This is a genomic window from Paraburkholderia sp. UCT70 (assembly GCF_050434085.1).
Taxonomy (GTDB): domain Bacteria; phylum Pseudomonadota; class Gammaproteobacteria; order Burkholderiales; family Burkholderiaceae; genus Paraburkholderia; species Paraburkholderia tuberum.
Genome location: NZ_JBNPVZ010000004.1, coordinates 294,617 through 312,519, shown reverse-complemented (window position 1 = coordinate 312,519; position 17,903 = coordinate 294,617). Strand labels below are relative to the sequence as shown.

At 59.6% G+C, this 17,903-nt stretch carries 12 protein-coding genes and 6 pseudogenes; 10 read left to right on the top strand and 8 right to left on the bottom strand.

Going from position 1 to position 17,903, the window contains the following annotated elements; all coding sequences use genetic code 11:
* Window positions 1-472: 472 nt before the first annotated feature.
* A protein-coding gene (locus OKW41_RS27090; RefSeq protein ID WP_429448873.1) for an IS6 family transposase occupies window positions 473-1,173 on the top strand; the annotation gives its coding sequence in 2 pieces (ribosomal slippage) (window positions 473-497 and window positions 497-1,173; 702 coding nt in all).
* Window positions 1,174-1,305: 132 nt separating this feature from the next.
* Here OKW41_RS27090 and OKW41_RS27085 read toward each other — a convergent pair.
* The 3 genes and pseudogenes from OKW41_RS27085 to OKW41_RS27075 all read right to left on the bottom strand — a co-directional run.
* Window positions 1,306-1,783 (bottom strand): annotated as a pseudogene (locus OKW41_RS27085) (hypothetical protein); the annotation flags it as partial.
* Window positions 1,776-2,467 (bottom strand): annotated as a pseudogene (locus OKW41_RS27080) (protein mobD). The pseudogenes OKW41_RS27085 and OKW41_RS27080, both read right to left, overlap by 8 nt.
* A gap of 9 nt (window positions 2,468-2,476) precedes the next feature.
* A complete protein-coding gene (locus OKW41_RS27075; protein WP_429574526.1) occupies window positions 2,477-2,941 on the bottom strand; it encodes a hypothetical protein in 465 nt (154 codons plus the stop codon).
* Between the two features lie 1,081 nt (window positions 2,942-4,022).
* Here OKW41_RS27075 and OKW41_RS27070 point away from each other — a divergent pair.
* The 5 genes and pseudogenes from OKW41_RS27070 (at window position 4,023) to OKW41_RS27050 (ending at window position 9,242) form a co-directional block, all read left to right on the top strand.
* Window positions 4,023-4,499, top strand: coding sequence for an ArsI/CadI family heavy metal resistance metalloenzyme (locus OKW41_RS27070; protein ID WP_429574525.1), 477 nt, complete (start codon window positions 4,023-4,025; stop codon window positions 4,497-4,499).
* A gap of 10 nt (window positions 4,500-4,509) precedes the next feature.
* A pseudogene (locus OKW41_RS27065) lies at window positions 4,510-4,659 on the top strand (arsenate reductase ArsC); the annotation flags it as partial.
* A 937-nt stretch (window positions 4,660-5,596) separates the two neighbouring features.
* Window positions 5,597-7,339, top strand: coding sequence for an aspartate-alanine antiporter (aspT, locus tag OKW41_RS27060; protein ID WP_429574524.1), 1,743 nt, complete (start codon window positions 5,597-5,599; stop codon window positions 7,337-7,339).
* 573 nt (window positions 7,340-7,912) lie between these two features.
* Window positions 7,913-8,161: pseudogene (locus OKW41_RS27055) on the top strand (IS91 family transposase); the annotation flags it as partial.
* Window positions 8,162-8,972: 811 nt separating this feature from the next.
* Window positions 8,973-9,242, top strand: coding sequence for a hypothetical protein (locus tag OKW41_RS27050; protein WP_429448865.1), 270 nt, complete (start codon window positions 8,973-8,975; stop codon window positions 9,240-9,242).
* Here OKW41_RS27050 and OKW41_RS27045 read toward each other — a convergent pair.
* Window positions 9,232-9,564, bottom strand: a complete 333-nt coding sequence (locus tag OKW41_RS27045; RefSeq protein ID WP_429448863.1) for a hypothetical protein — start codon at window positions 9,562-9,564, stop codon at window positions 9,232-9,234. The genes OKW41_RS27050 and OKW41_RS27045 overlap by 11 nt on opposite strands.
* 747 nt (window positions 9,565-10,311) lie before the next feature.
* On the opposite strand from OKW41_RS27045, the gene OKW41_RS27040 reads away from it, so the two are divergent.
* Window positions 10,312-11,139, top strand: coding sequence for a DDE-type integrase/transposase/recombinase (locus OKW41_RS27040; RefSeq protein WP_429574523.1), 828 nt, complete (start codon window positions 10,312-10,314; stop codon window positions 11,137-11,139).
* 189 nt (window positions 11,140-11,328) lie between these two features.
* On the top strand, window positions 11,329-12,030 hold the full coding sequence (locus OKW41_RS27035; RefSeq protein ID WP_429574522.1) for a potassium channel family protein: 702 nt from the start codon (window positions 11,329-11,331) through the stop codon (window positions 12,028-12,030).
* Between the two features lie 95 nt (window positions 12,031-12,125).
* Here the strand turns inward: OKW41_RS27035 and OKW41_RS27030 are convergent, their stop codons facing one another.
* The 4 genes and pseudogenes from OKW41_RS27030 to OKW41_RS27015 form a co-directional block, all read right to left on the bottom strand.
* On the bottom strand, window positions 12,126-12,404 hold the full coding sequence (locus OKW41_RS27030; protein ID WP_429574521.1) for a DUF2252 family protein: 279 nt from the start codon (window positions 12,402-12,404) through the stop codon (window positions 12,126-12,128).
* Between the two features lie 53 nt (window positions 12,405-12,457).
* Window positions 12,458-12,690 (bottom strand): annotated as a pseudogene (locus OKW41_RS27025) (helix-turn-helix domain-containing protein); the annotation flags it as partial.
* A 315-nt stretch (window positions 12,691-13,005) separates the two neighbouring features.
* Window positions 13,006-13,593 carry a BPSL1445 family SYLF domain-containing lipoprotein gene (locus OKW41_RS27020; protein WP_429574520.1) on the bottom strand — a complete coding sequence of 196 codons (588 nt, stop codon included), beginning with the start codon at window positions 13,591-13,593 and terminating at the stop codon, window positions 13,006-13,008.
* A gap of 171 nt (window positions 13,594-13,764) precedes the next feature.
* Window positions 13,765-13,868, bottom strand: a pseudogene (locus OKW41_RS27015) (IS110 family transposase); the annotation flags it as partial.
* Between the two features lie 557 nt (window positions 13,869-14,425).
* Between OKW41_RS27015 and aspT (OKW41_RS27010) the strand changes: the two are divergent.
* Both aspT (OKW41_RS27010) and OKW41_RS27005 read left to right on the top strand, forming a co-directional pair.
* Window positions 14,426-16,171, top strand: a complete 1,746-nt coding sequence (gene aspT / locus OKW41_RS27010; RefSeq protein ID WP_429574519.1) for an aspartate-alanine antiporter — start codon at window positions 14,426-14,428, stop codon at window positions 16,169-16,171.
* Window positions 16,172-16,470: 299 nt separating this feature from the next.
* Complete coding sequence (locus OKW41_RS27005) at window positions 16,471-17,850, top strand: glutamate decarboxylase (RefSeq protein WP_429574518.1); 1,380 nt, start codon at window positions 16,471-16,473, stop codon at window positions 17,848-17,850.
* The last annotated feature ends 53 nt before the right edge of the window (window positions 17,851-17,903 follow it).

Below are 17,903 nucleotides of genomic sequence, written 5' to 3'. Positions count from 1 at the left end.
CGCGCACATGGCCGTTGTACTCTTCAAAGCTGCCTATAAGGACCTTCCAGTTTTTGCAAGCTGGTTTAGTGATCCATATGTTTGATTCCTGTATCGGTCAGTGAGGACTACAACGACGACGGTTGGCGGCGTGACAGACTGCATGCCTGTAAACGGCCTTGTTGGGCGCCATCACAACCGCGCCCGGGCCTGGATAGTAACCGCGCAGCAGGACTCCATCCGTTGGACGGCGAATACATTTCGTGTAGCGCCTCACAGCTTTTCGAGTTCGCCCGCTGCCGGTCTGACCTGTCGCTATCCTTGTCGATTACGTCCTGGACTACGGAATCAATTTATGGCGATGTCGTTTGGGGTTTCAGGCGTCCGTCGCTCCACCGGTGCGGACGGGCGCGTAGGACGGATCGAATCGGTTCTGTTGCAGTAAGGCCGGTCCGCTATGATATGCGGAACGACATGAACGACTGAAAGCTCGATGAAGACGATGAATCCGGCGGTGGCCGAGTGCTCAAACGCCTGCATTATCCGCTCGACGTGATTCTGATTTGCGTGCGCCGGTACGTGGCCTATCCGCTGAGCCTACGGCACCTTGAAGACATGATGGCTGAGCGCGGCGTTTCGGTCGATCATTCGACTGTGCACCGCTGGGCCATCAAGCTGTTGCCGGTGCTGGAGAAAGTGTTTCGCCGCCGCAAGCGGCCGGTGGGTAAGAGCTGGCGGATGGACGAGACGTACATCCGCGTCAAGGGGGAATGGCGGTATCTTTACCGGGCCGTCGACAAGGACGGCAACACCATTGACTTTCTGCTACGCGCCCATCGGGACAAGACTGCGGCCCGGCGTTACTTTGAGAAATCGATCGCCCAGAACGGTGTACCCGAGACGGTAACCATCGACAAAAGCGGCGCCAATCTCGCCGCGCTCGAAGCGATCAATGCCGATTGTGAAGCGCCCATCAGGATCCGCCAGTCCAAATATCTCAATAACCTCGTTGAGCAGGATCATCGGGCGATCAAACGACGAACGCGGCCCACGCTGGGGTTCAAGACCTTTCGCTGTGCCCGGATCCTTCTGGCCGGCATTGAGATTATGCACATGATCGCCAAAGGACAGATGAAATGTGCTCGCGGAACCCACCCGTCCGCCGCTGATCAATTCTACGAGCTCGCAATATAAGCAGTACTTCGCATATCGATCTCGCTCGCTCTTTGATCCTTACTGCGACAAAGCCTGGGGCTGGACGGAAACGCGCATCGAACGCGATTTTGTCGAACTGAACCGCCACGGCAGGTTGCGCCCGGTGCAGCGCCGTACGGCGACAGCCGTCGCCCCCACGAGCCGGTTACCGGCAACGCGGGCAATGTGATTCGCCGCCCGCCGCGTGAGTGTAGCCAGCGCCTCATCGTTCAGCGCCGCAAGCGCGGCCCGGTAGCGCGTCTCATGTTCATCGATCATCTGCCCGGCCAGTTCAATCGTGGCCTTGCAGCGCGCGAGCGCGTCACGATGCTGCGTCATCAACGCATCCGTCGCTGCCCACGCCTCCGTCCGCACGACATCCAGACTGCCCGCGCCTGCCTTGCCGGATGCGCTCCGGCATGGCCTCGTAGAGTCGCCCGTAGTGCTCGAGCATGACCAGCACAGACCACAGCGCATCGTTGTCGCGGAGGTTGAGCGCACTCGATACCCGACGCATTCGCAGCACACTGGCATCGTCGGGCAATTCGCCCGTGACGTCGAGAAACAGACAGGCGAGTTCGTCCACCGGCCTGCCCTGCCTGCTATCCATCGACCGTTACCTTGGCGAACATGGCATCGCACAACGAACGCCAACGCAATAGCTCGACCCGTTCACCGATATGCATCGTCTCCGCTGCCTTGCGAATCGACATGCGCTGACTGCGAAGCTCGTCCGCGACCCGATCCGCAAGATAGGAAAATCCAGTGAGTGACCGCGCGATTCGATGGAACGGCGAAGCTGCGACCCCTGATACAGCCTGAACTTCTCCGCCGGACCGAAGTAGCCATTGCGTACGACGTTCATCGCCGCGTCCGGGAACGTCTCGTTGAAAGCGCTCAGCAATTCAAGGCTGTCGCGTTGCCGGTTGATCACCCACAGGACAACAAGCCGGCGCCGAAGCTCGCCAAGCGCGCCGGCCAGTGTCGCCCCGAACTGCTCAACACCCGTCTGGCTCCGCGCCGCCGTGTTGACAACGATCGCGGCGTCCCGTTGCTCATCGCAGAAATTGACGAGGCCGATCCAGCCGTCTGCATCGTCCAGGTTATAGGCGATGCAGCGCATCTCACCCTGAACCGCTTTCATCACGTCCGGATTGGAGGTATCGGTTTCCACCAGCGCGGCATGAATATCCCGCCGTAGCAGATAATCGGCCAGCGCGAGCGCAACAAAACTCTTGCCTACGCCGCCCTTGCTGCCACCAACGAGATAGATGGGGTAAGTCGTCGTGTCCATTTGAACCCTCTAAAGGTTCTCAGTGTCAGGCCTGATCTCGAATGAGAACGCGTCACGCATCACCATGCTTCCCGGCCTACTGACAATCTCTCCCGCATCCTGCTTTTGATTTTCTCTGACAGCCTCCGCGCGCGGTACATCGTCCTTGCTTACCTTCTTCGTACGAGGCGATGGCGCGGCATTGTCCCGTGCCGATTCCTTTGCAGACTGTCGAGCTGGTTTGTCTTTCTTCGATGGGTATAACGCGTACTTGACAGAGCCAACGCTAATATCAACGCCCTTCTTCCGTGCATGTTCAACGATTTCTTCCAGCGTATATCCCTTCTTCCTCACCGCACGGATTACCAGACGCATCTCTTTCATCGCATCGGTAATAGAGACGCGCTGCTCGGCCTCTGGCTTGACCGGCAGTGATTCCAGAGTGCGGACAAGCGCATCCCATTGCGCCCGGGTATAGCTTTTCGCAACTGGCATGGCTCGCTCCGTCGTGCTCTCTTTATCCCATCTTGTTCACTCGGGAAGACCTCGTCAACACCTGTTTTTGGCCGGATTTTCGCTATCGGAACGTCATGGAATCAGACGGATCGCGTTGGAATAAAAGAAATCTTTTGGACACGCCTGGCACGAGCAACGGACCGGGCCGATGTCCGGAAAGACGTAGCGAAGGGATTCCGGGCAAACTCCACGACGGCGCAGGCGCAGAATGATCACAGGCAACGGGCTGAATCGTGCTGGCCATCAGGATTCACATAATGGAACTGCGAGCCGATAGAGACACGATAGTCTCGCAGACTATATCCCTTACTCTACGAACTCCCGATAGCCCTGCCTGCATATCTTTGGGAAAGACCGGCGAGATTTTAGGAGATCAACAGCCGCCCGAAGCTGAATCGACGTTGCCGATTCAGCGCGTGCGATTACCGACTCCAGCCGCGGCCCTCGCAGACATCTGACATTCAGGTAGCGGCAGTGGACCGGATCACTACGCAGAAATCCGCCTGCCCAGTATGCAGACTCGTTCAATCGACATCCCGCACCATGAGATACGGTGTGCGGTCGAGCAAAGGAAGAACAGTGGATTCATGGGGTGCATCCCGCGGACGCATCTGGCCACCTTACGGAAATTCCCGGCCAACCTCGCTGAAAGCGCTTAGCCGGGAGATAAAAACGGACATTGAAACGAGGTATGGCAGGATAGGCTTGCGCCGGTTTTTGGCGCCATGCGCATTGCCACATCCGTCCACTAACGCCGATGGAATCGGGAGAGACAGTCGAGTTCGTCGCCGGATGCAAACGCGAGTCGATCTCGGCGACGAGCACGTCAACGTATCTTTGCACTGCCAATATGGCGCAGCGTCTCGAGCGAGCCATCCATACGCTAGCTCTACCCGAACGCACCCACCGCGCACGTTTCTCGCGAAGCCTCACCGATGACGACGGCTATCTGGTATCGCGAAGATAGATCGAACGGAATTAAGCCACTTGCTGCCGATCGATCGTCTCAGGCAGTGACCTACCGAGAGCGGTCGCTTGCCTTCCCTCCCGGTTCTTGCCCATGTTCTCGAATATATTGGAAATATGGAAGAGAACGAAGTTATCCGCGTTCTATTCAAAGCTGTTCGCCGCCGAGCCGACCCGAGTGGAAAGCGACTACGCGAAATGGATGCTGGACGATCCGCGCATCAACTTCGCCATTTCCACACGCGGTAGTGCCGCCGGGGTGGACCACCTGGGTTTCCAGGTGGATGACGCCGCTGGACTGGCCGAGCTTAAAGCGCGTGCAGAGGCTGCAGACATGGCATTGCTGGACGATGGCGAGACCACCTGCTGCTACGCTCGTAGCGACAAACACTGGATCACCGATCCGCAGGGCATTGCATGGGAACACTTCCATTCGCTGGGAAACATCCCCGTGTTCAGCGAGGGCAAGCAGAAAGACGTGCCCACCGAAGGCTCCGCGTGCTGCGCGCCGCAAGCGCCGCGTGGAAAGCCGGTCGGCATCGCGGTGAAATCTGGTTCGTCCTGCTGCTAGGAGCGTTGCCATGGCCGGCAAGACCACCAACGTCCTGATCCTCTGCACCCACAACTCTGCACACAGCGTGCTGAGTGAAGGCATGCTCAACCACTGGGCACAACTGCTCGGCAAAGACGTACGCGCTTACGGCGCTGGCAGCGCACCGAGCGGCCACCTCTGTCATCGGCTCGAGCGTGACTAACGGTGCCTGCAAGGTGTACGGCAAATCGACGTGACAGAGGCGCTGATAAGTCGCCGCACGTCCCGCAATGCCCAGATCGCCGTGGCGGGCGTGGTACCCCATACTTGCAGCCCGGCGTGCTCCCAGCGCGCGACGAAGCGGCTATCGACGGCCCTGTAGAGCCAGCACCATGGCCGCCCGTCCTTCAGGCCGAGCAGGCGCCGACGGCGCAGATCGAAATCCGGTGGTGCGAGCGCCTCGATCGCCTCCCAACCGGTTGTCTCGGACCAGGTGAGGCACGTGCCCCGGATGGCGGTCCAGATCTCGTCCCGACGAGCTTGCCGACGGGCGGCACAGGTCGCCAGCCGCACGCTTTTGTTGATGTTCGTTAATCATGCTAGCGCCTGCAAATTGAAAGAAAGGTGAAGGGAAAACGTCGCACACCTCAGCATCGACACCCCGCGATCATGACGGGTCAGCAGATCGCAGCGGATCGCGGTGCATACGCCGATCGTCGCTGAATCACGCTTGATTTCCTCCGGAGATTGCGGCGCACTTGCGCGCGCCCAGAATGCGCCTGGATCTGATCAACAGACTGCGTCATCGGACTAAAGTCTCATTGTCCTGTCGGAACATTCGCACCATCATTAGAAGGGGTACAGCGCGCTCAGCGCACCCAACCGAATGCAAGTTGAAAGCTAGGTGCGCCGGACGGACGGTGTGACAGGAAACCCTTCCTGACCTGCGCCTTGCACAGGCGACGCCACCTAAACCGGCCCGGTCCGACATTGAGGCTATTGCAAAGCGCTCGCCATCCAGGCGCGAACCCTCCGGAGGGGCGTCTGGTCATGCAAATTTCACACATGGCGCTCTCTAATAGAAGCCGCGGTAGGTCTTTCGCGTTTCCGAAACGGTTAAAGACCAAGGATCCATCATGGTCTGGCTAGCCGATACCCTCCGACACTATCCTGAGATTTCCGTATTCCTTGCGCTCGGAATCGGCTACTGGGTGGGCGGAAAAAGCTTTAAGGGGTTCAGTCTGGGCGCGGTGGCAGCGACCCTGCTGGTGGCGATCGCCATCGGGCAGCTTCACATCACGATTTCGCCCAACGTTAAATCTGTATTCTTTCTGATGTTCCTGTTCGCCGTAGGCTATGGGGTCGGGCCGCAGTTTGTGCGCGGCATTGCCAAGGACGGCGCGCCTCAGGCACTGTTTTCCGTCGTTCAATGTGTGCTGTGCCTCGCGGCACCAATCGTTGCCGCGAAACTCGCGGGTTACGACGTCGGATCCGCGGCCGGGCTGCTCGCCGGATCGCAAACCACTTCGGCATCCATGGGTCTGGCCACAGATGCCATCAACCGGCTTGGCTTACCGGCAGACCAGACAAAGGCGCTGCTCGATGCGATGCCGACTGCGTACGCGGTGTCGTATATCTTCGGCACGGTTGGCTCTGCGTTGATCCTCGCCACGCTTGGCCCAAAGCTGCTGGGCATAGATCTGGTCGCAGCATGCAAGGAGTATGAGGCGAGCTTGGGCGGCACGCAGGACCTGGGCGGCCCGGGCCAGGCATGGCACCGCTACGAATTGCGCGCGTACAGGCTTCCCGCCGACACGCTGGCTGCGGGCAAGACGGTGAGCCAGGTGGAAGCACTCGAGCCCGCAGGGATGCGCCTGTTCATCGAGCGGATCCGGCGCGGGACCGTGATTGAAGAGGCGACGCTCGATTTCGTTCTTCAGCCAGATGACGTGGTAGCGGTAGCGGGTCGCCCGGAGCAACTCATCGCGTTGCTTGGAACGAAGGACATGGAGATGGACGGTACCGGCGACCAGCTTGTTGCAGTTCACGCAAGAGCCCTGGAAGTGGACGACCCCAAGTTGCTCGCCGTACCGGCAGAAGGCGTGGATGTCTATGTGACCAGCAAGGCGGTGGACGGAAAGACGCTGGCCGAGCTTGCCACGTTACCCGCAGCGCGTGGCGTCTACCTGAGAAAGATCAAGCGCGGACCCACCGAAACGCCGATCCCTGTTCTGCCGAACACAAAGTTGTACCGCGGAGACACAGTGACGATTGCCGGACGCACACAGGACACGACTGCCGCTGCGAAGGCGCTCGGCGTGCTGGACAGGCCAACCAGTGTGACTGACGTGGCCTTCATGTGTCTCGCGATCACGATCGGCGCGCTGGTCGGCACGATTGTTATCAAGGTCGGTGCTGTTACGATCACCTGGTCCACCGCCGGTGGCTCGTTGATAGCTGGCATTGTGTTCGGCTGGCTGCGCGCGATTCATCCCACGTTCGGCCGCATACCGGAACCGACTGTCTGGTTCATGCGCACAGTCGGATTGAATGTGTTCATCGCGGTAGTTGGCATTACGGCGGGCCCCGGATTCGTCACCGGTCTTCAGCACCTGGGCGTCAGCCTGTTCCTGTGGGGCATTTTCGCCACGTCCGTTCCGCTGATTCTCGGAATGTTCATCGCCAAGTATGTGTTCCGCTTCCATCCCGCCATCCTGCTTGGTGTGTGCGCCGGCGCGAGAACCACGACGGCGTCGCTCGGCATGGTCTGTGACGCGGCGAAGAGTCAGATCCCCGGCCTCGGATACACGGTGACCTACGCAGTCAGCAACACGCTCCTGACCATCTGGGGCATGGTGATCGTGATGATCATGGCCTGACGCGGCCCACAGGGCCGCCGCAACCTCAATGTTGTGGCGACGGGCTGGCGTCCCGGCACGGTCGCGACAACGTCCGGGATCGCCCGCTGGAGGAGTCGCCGAAGGACGTGAAGAGGGAACTGCATACCCGTTACGAGTCGATCAGAACCGAGCCGGACAAGCTGAAGTTTGTCTTCCCGGTCAGAACACCGGTAGCGCTGTCCGACCGCCTCGATCAATTCCCTTCGTGTTGCCATGCTGAGCCGCCTCGTCATAAGTCGCCCCCGCCAGCCGTCTGACAGGTAGCAAATTACATGAGGCAACGACCCCGACTCGGTAGCAAATAATTTGAGTCAATGCGCCCGCCCTGATCCCTTCCTCGATGTATGGGACAGCGAAGTCGTACCGCTGCTGCGCAACTCGCCCGACCTGATGGGCATCACGGTCCTGCGCAAGCTGCAGGATGATCACCCGGATCGTTATCCCGATAGCATGCGGCGCACGCTGGAGCGGCGTATTCGCCAGTGGCGGGCGCTCGAAGGGCCAACCCAAGAGGTGCTTCCGCCAGGAACATCAGCCCGGCGTGCGCGGACTGCCCGCGCGCAATGGCTCGAACGCCGGCGCGCAGAGCTGCTTCCCGCGGTCGAGTACTTCCACGTCGCTTTCACACTCCCCGAGTCTATCGTCGCGCTCGCGTACCAGAACAAGAAGACCCTCTACGATCTGCTGTTTCGCACCAGCGCCGAGACGCTGCGCACGATCGCCGCCGATCCGAGACACCTGGGCGCGGAACTCGGCTTCATCACGGTCCTGCACACGTGGGGGCAGAATTTGCTACGCCACCTGACCCGAGCGAAGTGTACTGACCGGGATCAGCACCATCCACGCGCACGTTGGTCTTCCCCGATGCGGCCAACGCGAACCCGTTCGTGCTTTAGCGTCGTCGCACCATCACAATGCCGCGAAACTCTGGATTCCCTGCCCATTGACGTCCGCATTCCTGCCGCGTTCGCACAACGGGCCCGGACAACCGCCGGGTCCCGGCGTGCGCCAACCGTGCGCCGAGCATCGCAAATCACCGCGACGATCATCCAATGCCCATAGACGCCAGCGCGTGTGGAGCGGTTTAGCATAAACATTTTTTTGATTACCGATCGCGGACTGCCCCCGACCGGCCTGTTCACGCGTCAGTTGCCGCGATCGCCAACGGCAATCGCAACCGTACGGCCGCTTTCGGAGCATGCGCGATGCGCGTGCAATCGGTCATCTACGGACATCCGCTCACGCTCTCACATGGACGTTCGAATGGCGGCTCTGCCCGGCAAGCAAGCCATTCAATTCGTGAGGACGAACGATGCTTCATCGGCCCTATGGAAAGCTTCGCATAAGGCCGAAGTTGAGTCGTTCGCGGGTTTTCCTCGAAGGGCAGCAACGGATCGCTTTGCGTCGGACGACGCATGGCGCCGATGGCGTCCAACAAGCCACATTCGAGTTTGTCCTGGGGAATCATGAAGCAGCTGCCGTGTTGAGCCAAAGACCGCTGCGTGGATTCGCTTTGTCCACTCCCGCCTTGGCCTCAGACATAGGCCTTAGCGCGGTGAACATCTTCCCGCGCCACGTCACAATCCAGCGGGCTTTATTACCACGAGACCCGGTGACCGCAGACATTTACCCGTTCAACATCCTGCCGCCATCCGCGACGATTTCTGCACTCTCAGTCCAGGGTACCTGGCGCTTTGGCGATAACGAGGTGGCGGTTGCCGGCCGCTTTCGCCTCAAGTCAGCGGACGCCGTTCGCGACGCGCTGCTCTATGGTATCGGCGTCGGGTATGGCTCGCCGTGGCTTTTCGGGGTCGCGCTGCGAAGCGGGGCTGTGCGGCCGCTTCCCGCGGACCACACGCCGTCGCGCGTGGTTAGCCGCTGACGTTGCGTTTTCGCGACTGGCCAGTGACCACGAGGAAGGCTGCGTACGCGCTAAAGCCGAACAGGCCGGTGCACACGACAATCAGGCTGATTATGTGAAATACGAAGCTCACCAGTCGCCCGCCAAGCAATAAAGAGGCCAGCTGCAGCAAGATGGCCAATACGATTGCTATCCAAGCCCCTTTTTCAATACCGGAATTTTGCAACTCTGTTTTGCGCCGGAAGACAAGCAAGGTTACCACCGCGAAAATGAGCGTCAGTGCCCAGAATGCGTAGAAGGTCATCTGCAGATACCCTGGCGCACTTTGCACAGACGAGTTCATCGATCCGCACCTCAGTTTTTCCAGCCGTTTCTATATGAAAACTACGACCGCAACGGCGGCCAGGCACCTGGACGATTCGGTCATCTATGCCAACATGTCCACAGCACGCTTCTGTTTGCACCAGGAGTCTCCGGCGCGGAGCACGAAGTTCAATTCCGGTCTCGACACGGCGGGAATCTGTTTCAACATAGATTGCATTTTTCTTGGAGTCAATCTGACTGGAAAGCGACGTCGCGGGATGGAAATAGCTCTCCATGAACATCTGATCTGCTGAGCGACTGTCTCGCGGACTTCCGATTGCCGATGTAACGCCGCCATCTGGTTCGCAAGAACATACGTGGCAGCTCGAATGGCGCGGTGCATCATGCCTTCAACCGTCGAGCGCAGGAGCGCCACTACGTGGAAACAGGGTTTTGGGCGAGAAAACTTTGTCCGCTGTTGATACGGCAACCGACAGACCGACATCCGCTCCCTACGCCCGCAACGGGTCGTCGTTTGCCGCCGATCGCGACCGTCGGTGTTCAGCTCGCTCACCAAAGCTTGCCGTCGGACCGGGTGCGGCCAACTGCGGTCGGTGGCGATCACGTTAGCGCGGACGGTCGAACGTCGCTTCAAGTCAGGCTGCGGACGTTAAGCCCGTTGCCATGCTGGTCGCGTTTTCGGCCGATATAGAGGCCTTTGCTTTCGGATGGTAAACGTACCGACGCGGCCTATCATGAATGAGTGAATCTGTCCGGGAGCATGTTCATGCAGATCACGCGTTGCCTGACAGGCCTGCTCGTGCTGCTGGCCATGCTGTTCGCTGGATGCCAGGGCGGAAGCAGTGGCGGCACCGTCGTCACGCAAGGGCCGCCCGCCGGCATGAGTGAGCGCGATGAATCGGTGGTCTACGCCCAAGGGCAGGAAATTATCCCCGATACGCCGAGCAGCAGCGGTGGAACGATCACGCAATACAGCGTGTCGCGTGCGCTGCCTGCCGGCCTGAGCCTGAATCCCCAGACTGGCGCGATCACCGGCACGCCCACCGCCGTCAGCAACGCCACTATTTATACGATCACGGGCACCAATGCGGCTGGCAGCACCACCACGCTGGTGGAGATCGAGGTCAAGGCCACCGATGTGGCGCCGGATAGCCTGAGCTTGCCCCACGTGTACGCCTTCGCGCGCGAGCTGCGCATGGATACGCGGTGCCTCATGCGTATGGCGGGTCTGTGCGGGGCAAGCCGGCGGCGCTGGCCGCGCACCACACGGCCACGCGCAGGCGGCCGGCGCGCGCCTGATCTGGTGCGCCGGCACTTCAGTGCCGACGCGACAAACGTGCTGTGGGTCGCAGATGCGACCTATGTACCCACGGGTGAAGGATTCCTCTATCTGGCGGTTGTGCTGGATGTGTTCAGCCGTCGCATCATCGGCTGGGCGATGTCAAACCATCTGTACACCGAACTGATGTTGCGCGCGCTGGACATGGCGTTGCAGCAACGACGCCATGATGGTGTGATTCGACATTCCGATCAAGGCTGTCCATCGAAGCGGGTCATCCCCACATTTGTCAAGACTGAACTGTTTAGAGACTAAACGAATGAGAAATGCAGAACGGAGCGACGTACACTGGATGCTCGACCTGGGCGACAAGAGTCATCAGCGTATCGGTGTATCGGCGCATAGACAGTTGCCCTCTTTGCTTTCCTCGCGCACCGCGGTCCATCCGAGTGCTCATCTTCAGGCAGGGAAACGGTCGCGGACTTCTGTTCGACTGGAGGGGCGATGGCATACGTACAGCGATGGCGGGACCGCGCCGCGCCGTTGCGTCACGGAAGCATGATCGCGCTTCTTGTGCTCTTCGTCATGATGGTGTTCGTGCTCCCGTTCGTCACCGCGTCGACTAGCGTGGCCGGTCGAATTCTGCAGGACGTGCTTCTCTCGCTGATCCTCCTGAACGGACTAATAACCGCGACGGATCGATCCGGAGAGTTCGCGCTGATCTCGCTGGTCGCCCTCGTGGCTCTCGTTGTGGTCTGGGCAGGATGGCTCCTCCCGACAGTCCTCACGCTGGCGATACGTGACGAAGCGACACTCCTTGCACTTGTGCTGCTTGGCATGGTCGTTGGAATGAGAGTGTTCGGCCCGGGCGCGGTGACACGTGACCGGATCGCCGGAGCTGTCGCGCTTTACATATTGGTGGGAGTAGTTTGGGCTGACGCGTATTACCTCGTCAGCCTCTACGTTCCCGGGGCGTTTGCAGGCGCTACACACGGCGAGATCCCAGAGAATCACTCGATCTGGATTTATTTCAGTTTCGTCACATTGACCACCGTAGGGTATGGCGACATCACGCCTGTCGCGCCCGCGGCGAGATCGCTTTCGAATCTCGAAGCGCTGATCGGCCAACTTTATCCGGCTATCGTGCTTGCACGACTGGTGTCATTGCAGGTGGCGGGTGGTGGGTCCGGAACGAACAAATCGTGATGCCACGCTTCGCGTGACGGCGCGTATTGCGTTGCCGACCACGCGTTGCCACCATACGAACCGAAGCGGGACCGACACAAACAAGCAGATGGCGGTCAACTGTCTTGCATAGCCTCGATGCGTCCCGCTTTGACTGCGGCCTTCAACGCCGACCAGTCAGCCTCGTTCTGCTCGGCATAGGCGAGCGCGAATCGCTCGATAGGCTCGTCGAACGCGTCGGACTTGCCGAGGTATCCGCAAATGAGCGCGGGATCACCAGCCTTTGCCATCGCGTGGGCAAGGGCGTGGCCGCAAGACACCGCATATTCGCTGAGATCATCAGCCTTAAAGGTGCTGAAATCGAATGCGCCCTTCATGTCGCGCAACTGTCGCACGTAAAAATCGATACCCGTAATTCGCGCTTTGGACCAGCCGAGGAAAATGTCGCTGTGGAGGGGGCCCGTGCAAGTTGCTTTGCAATTGACTGGATCGAATCGCCCGACACGAGCGCCCGCGATATCTCCTCGCGCTCGGCCAGCGTCAACGCCAGTCTGGAGCGGCGTCGCTGTGGCGGCCGGATTCCGCCCGTCTCAGCCAGAATCCCTTGTGCCGATGAGTGGTTCCGGTCAAAAAGCTGGGCAATACGCTGGAGGGATTCGCCCTCTGCCAGCGCTCCCACATCAGCGCTTTCCGGGTCTCGGTGTAATAAATCCGGCGTCGTTACTTCATCTGCAACACTCCCACTGCTTGCGCAGCCTCTAGTGTGTTGCATCCACCGGTTGAATCCGCATGATGAAGCGGCCAGTCGGGCAGAGAGACCGCTCGTCGCCCCGGCGGTAGCCTCGCGCCATGCGCCGCAAACTCATGGAGTGCAATCGCTGGCTGAGGCCTTTGAACACACTCCCTTCGTGCGGATCGCCGAAATGAAGCAGTACGCTGCAACGGACGCTGGACGGCAGACATGCCTGATTCGCATGCAGCGAACGCATTGGATGTTCAGATATCGAGGCGTGTGATCTTGGAACCGGCCAGCGACACATTGAACATCAGCCCTGAGTCAGTCAGGATGAACACTGCGACGGGTGCGGTGACAGTGGACGAGTCGATCGTCCCGTTGGCGCCGACCTTAACAAGCGCCACCGACGCATCGCCGGACACCGACCAGCCGCTGGCGTTGCGAAAGTTGTTGAGCGCGTCCTGCGTCATGAACAGGTAAATGACGGCCTTCGTCTGGACGCCAAGGATTGCGCCGATCGATCCTGACGAGGTGCTGTAGTAACCAACGGTGCTGCCTCCGATACGCAATGCGCCGTCACCGTGCTCGCCGCCGATGCCAATGCCTGCCTGAACCACGTTCGGAAACACCAGCACGCCTTGCGCTTTCGCGACCAGTTCCTTCGAGCCCGACACCTTCGCATACAGCTTGGCCAGTGCGTCGTCGACGCTCGCGTCGATCGCTTGACGTTTCGACGTGTTGACCGCGGCACCGCCCGACGATTCCGAAGTCGTACCGCATCCGGAAAGCACCAGACAGCCTAGGGCCATCGCAACAATACCTTTTAGCAAAATGCCTCTTGTTTGCATTGCGGTTCTCCTTGCACTTGACGAGGAAATGAGCGGACCCGGGACGAGAGCGCTGTATTTTTTATAGCACAGCGCTGAGTGGACTACGGTTCCCAATTTTTGGACGTCGGCGCCATATCTACGGCCCCGAACAGATCAAGCTGTTGCTCGAGGGTATTGCCTTCAAGGATGGTTTCGCTTGAGCACCTTCGTCAGCGCGGTTCGGCCATGCTCTTTACACCATGGACGGCAAAAATGTTCTTCGCCAGATCGATACCAACTGTCGTAATTTTCATGATGGGCGCTCCCCTCGGTCAGGTGGTTGCTTAGACACTTCCACTTTGGCACATCCATGCCGTTTCGGGTGGGGGCGTCCATTCCATTGGACTTGACCTTGTCTCGATCGCAGCGGATCGCGGTGCATACGCCGATCGTCGCTGAATCACGCTTGATTTCCTCCGGAGATTGCGGCGCACTTGCGCGCGCCCAGAATGCGCCTGGATCTGATCAACAGACTGCGTCATCGGACTAAAGTCTCATTGTCCTGTCGGAACATTCGCACCATCATTAGAAGGGGTACAGCGCGCTCAGCGCGCCCAACTGAATGAAAGTTGAAAGCCTGGTGCGCCGGACGGACGATGTGACAGGAGACCCTTCCCGACCTGCGCCTTGCGCAGGCGACGCCATCGAAACCGGCCCGGTCGGACATCGAGGCTATTGCGAAGCGCTCGCCATCCAGGCGCGAACCCTCCGGAGGGGCGTCTGGTTATGCAAATTTCACACATGGCGCTCTCTAATGAAGCCGCGGTAAGTCTTTCGCGTTTCCGAAACGATCAAAGACAAAGGATCCATCATGGTCTGGCTAGCCGATACCCTGCGACACTATCCTGAGATTGCCCTATTCCTTGCACTCGGAATCGGCTACTGGGTGGGCGGGAAAAGCTTTAAGGGGTTCAGTCTGGGCGCGGTGACAGCGACCCTGCTGGTGGCGATCGCCATCGGGCAGCTTCACATCACAATTTCGCCCAATGTTAAGTCTGTGTTTTTCCTGTTGTTCCTGTTCGCCGTAGGCTACGGGGTTGGGCCGCAGTTCGTGCGTGGCATTGCAAAGGACGGCGCGCCTCAGGCACTATTTTCGGTCGTTCAATGTGTGCTGTCCCTCGCCGCACCAATCGTTGCTGCGAAACTCGCGGGTTACGACGTCGGATCCGCGGCCGGGCTGCTCGCCGGGTCCCAAACCATTTCGGCGTCCATGGGTCTGGCCACCGACGCCATCAACCGGCTTGGGCTACCGGCAGACCAGGCAAAGGCGCTGCTCGATGCGATGCCGACTGCGTACGCGGTGTCGTATATCTTCGGCACGGTTGGCTCTGCGTTGATCCTTTCCACGCTTGGCCCAAAGCTGCTGGGCATAGATCTGGTCGCGGCATGCAAGGAGTATGAGGCGAGCTTGGGCGGCGGCACGCAGGACCTGGGCGGCCCAGGCCAGGCGTGGCACCGCTACGAATTGCGCGCGTACAGGCTTCCCGCCGACACGCTGGCTGCGGGCAAGACGGTGAGCCAGGTGGAAGCACTTGAGCCCGAAGGGATGCGCCTGTTCATCGAGCGGGTCCGGCGTGGGACCGTGATTGAAGAGGCGACGCTCGATTTCGTTCTTCAGCCCAATGACGTGGTGGCGGTAGCGGGTCGCCGGGAACAACTCATCGCGTTGCTCGGAACGAAGGACAAGGACGTGGGCAGCAGCGGCGACCAGCTTGTTGCAACTCAGGCAAGAGCCCAGGAAGTGGACGACCCTGAACTGCTCGCCGTACCGGCAGAAGGCGTGGACGTCTATGTGACAAGCAAGGCGGTGGACGGCAAGACGCTGGCGGAACTCGCCACGTTACCCGCAGCGCGTGGCGTCTACCTGAGAAAGATCAAGCGCGGACCGACGGAAACGGTGATCCCCGTTCTGCCGAAAACAACACTGCACCGGGGCGACACGTTGACGCTTGTTGGGCGCACACAGGACACGACTGCCGCTGCGAAGGCGCTCGGCGTGCTGGACAGGCCAACCAGTGTGACTGACGTGGCCTTCATGAGTCTCGCGATCACGATTGGCGCGCTGGTCGGCGCGATTGTCATCAAGGTCGGCGCTGTTCCGATCACCTTGTCCACCGCCGGTGGCGCGTTGATAGCGGGCATCGTGTTCGGCTGGCTGCGCGCGATTCATCCAACGTTCGGCCGCATACCGGAACCTGCTGTCTGGTTCATGAACTCAGTCGGATTGAATGTGTTCATCGCGGTAGTTGGCATTACGGCGGGCCCCGGATTCGTCACCGGTCTTCAGCACCTGGGCGTCAGCCTGTTCCTGTGGGGCATTTTCGCCACGTCCGTTCCGCTGATTCTCGGCATGTTCATCGCCAAGTATGTGTTCCGCTTCCATCCCGCCATCCTGCTTGGTGTGTGCGCCGGCGCGAGAACCACGACGGCGGCGCTCGGCATGGTCTGTGACGCGGCGAAGAGTCAGATCCCCGGCCTCGGATACACGGTGACCTACGCGGTCGGCAACACGCTCCTGACCATCTGGGGCATGGTGATCGTGATGATCATGGCCTGACGCGGCCCACAGGGCCGCCGCAACCCCAACTTCGTGGCGACACGGGCTGGCGTCCCGGCACGGTCGCGACAACGTGCGGGATCGCCCGCTGGAGGAATCGCCGAAGGACGTGAAGAGGGAATTGCATACCCGTTACGAGTCGATCACCACCGAGCCAGACAAGCTAAAGTTTTTCAACCCACAGGTAAGAAGCTCGACAGCAACCAGGTTTGGTAACGGATTTTTTGAACCGTCGTGTGCGTCTTTACAGCGCCATGACGTGCATGCGAAAGACCGATCATTATCTTAAGGAGCTGCACATGGAAACGTCGATCGAGAAGATTACCCCTTATGACGAATTCAATTATCCGATCCCGGAGGCAGAGTTCCCGAAGGCGGGTATGTCGGCGCGCGCAGCGGCGGCCATTGTCATCAGTTCCGAATGGACCGATGCCAATCCGATGCTGAACATGTCGTCGTTCGTCACCACGTGGGCAGAGCCGGAGGCAGCGGAGACGGCAAAGCGCAACATATACAAGAACTACATCGACCACGACATGTATCCGCAGTTGTTTGCGATGGAAACGCGGATGGTGAAGTGGTTGCATGAGCTATGGAACGGTCCGAATGGCGTGGAGCCATACGGCACGGCAACCGTCGGGTCGTCGGAAGCCTGCATGTTGGCGGGTCTCGCGCACAAGTGGAATTGGCGCCAGAAGCGTGAAGCGGACGGCAAGGATGCAAGCAAGCCCAATATGGTGACGGGCGGCAACGTGCAGATCGTGTGGAAGAAGTTCCTGCGGTACTTCGACGTTGAACCGCGCATCGTGCCACTGAAGCCGGGCAACTATCGGCTGACGGCTGAAGAACTCGACAAGTACGTCGATGAGAACACGATCGCGGTAGTCGCTATTGCCGGGCAGACCTTCACCGGCGAGGACGATGACATCCAGGGCATTCACGACTGGCTCGACGGCTACGAGAAGAAAACCGGGATTTCGATTCCAATGCATATCGACGGCGCGTCCGGAGGCTTCGTCAATCCCTTTCTTTATCCTGACTACAAATGGGACTTCCGGTTGCCGCGCGTACAGTCGATCAATGCATCCGGACACAAGTACGGTCTCGTGCCGCCCGGACTGGGCTGGGTAGTCTTCCGCGAACGCAAGGTTTTCAACGAAGATCTAGTGTTCTACGTGAACTACCTGGGCGGTGAAATGCCAACGGCGACGCTGAACTTCAGCCGCAATGGTTTTCAGATCGCCGTCCAGTACTACATGTTTCTGAGGATGGGATTCGATGGTTACAAGCGAGTCATGGAACATACTCTGAAAAATGCCGTTGAACTGCGAGAGACGCTTGTGCAGAGCGGCTATTTCATGATCATGAACGAGACTCAGCGCATCCCTGTTGTTGCCGTGACGCTCAACAAGAAATTCACCAACTTCAACGAGTTCGACGTATCGAACAAGGTTCGTGAAAAGGGCTGGATCCTCTCGGCATACACGATGCCTCCAAACGCCACGGATGTGACGAGCCTGCGGGTCGTGATCCGGCCGCACATCAACCACACTGTGGCGCAACAGTTGGGGCACGACATCATTAGCGCATGCAAATACCTCGAAGAGCACGGCGGAAACGCCACGCCACCAAAGCTGCATGCGCACGCGGCAGAAAAGACGACGGCTGCGAAATGTTGATGCGGGTATTCCGGCGGATGAGCAAGGGTGTCACCAGCGCTGCGTGCGGGGCT

Coding starts and splice junctions, on each gene's coding strand:
- OKW41_RS27075 (WP_429574526.1), bottom strand. CDS start 2,941: ATGCCAGTTGCGAAAAGCTATACCCGGGCGCAATGGGATGCGCTTGTC.
- OKW41_RS27070 (WP_429574525.1), top strand. CDS start 4,023: ATGTTCTCGAATATATTGGAAATATGGAAGAGAACGAAGTTATCCGCG.
- aspT (WP_429574524.1), top strand. CDS start 5,597: ATGGTCTGGCTAGCCGATACCCTCCGACACTATCCTGAGATTTCCGTA.
- OKW41_RS27045 (WP_429448863.1), bottom strand. CDS start 9,564: ATGAACTCGTCTGTGCAAAGTGCGCCAGGGTATCTGCAGATGACCTTC.
- OKW41_RS27040 (WP_429574523.1), top strand. CDS start 10,312: ATGCAGATCACGCGTTGCCTGACAGGCCTGCTCGTGCTGCTGGCCATG.
- OKW41_RS27035 (WP_429574522.1), top strand. CDS start 11,329: ATGGCATACGTACAGCGATGGCGGGACCGCGCCGCGCCGTTGCGTCAC.
- OKW41_RS27020 (WP_429574520.1), bottom strand. CDS start 13,593: ATGCAAACAAGAGGCATTTTGCTAAAAGGTATTGTTGCGATGGCCCTA.
- aspT (WP_429574519.1), top strand. CDS start 14,426: ATGGTCTGGCTAGCCGATACCCTGCGACACTATCCTGAGATTGCCCTA.
- OKW41_RS27005 (WP_429574518.1), top strand. CDS start 16,471: ATGGAAACGTCGATCGAGAAGATTACCCCTTATGACGAATTCAATTAT.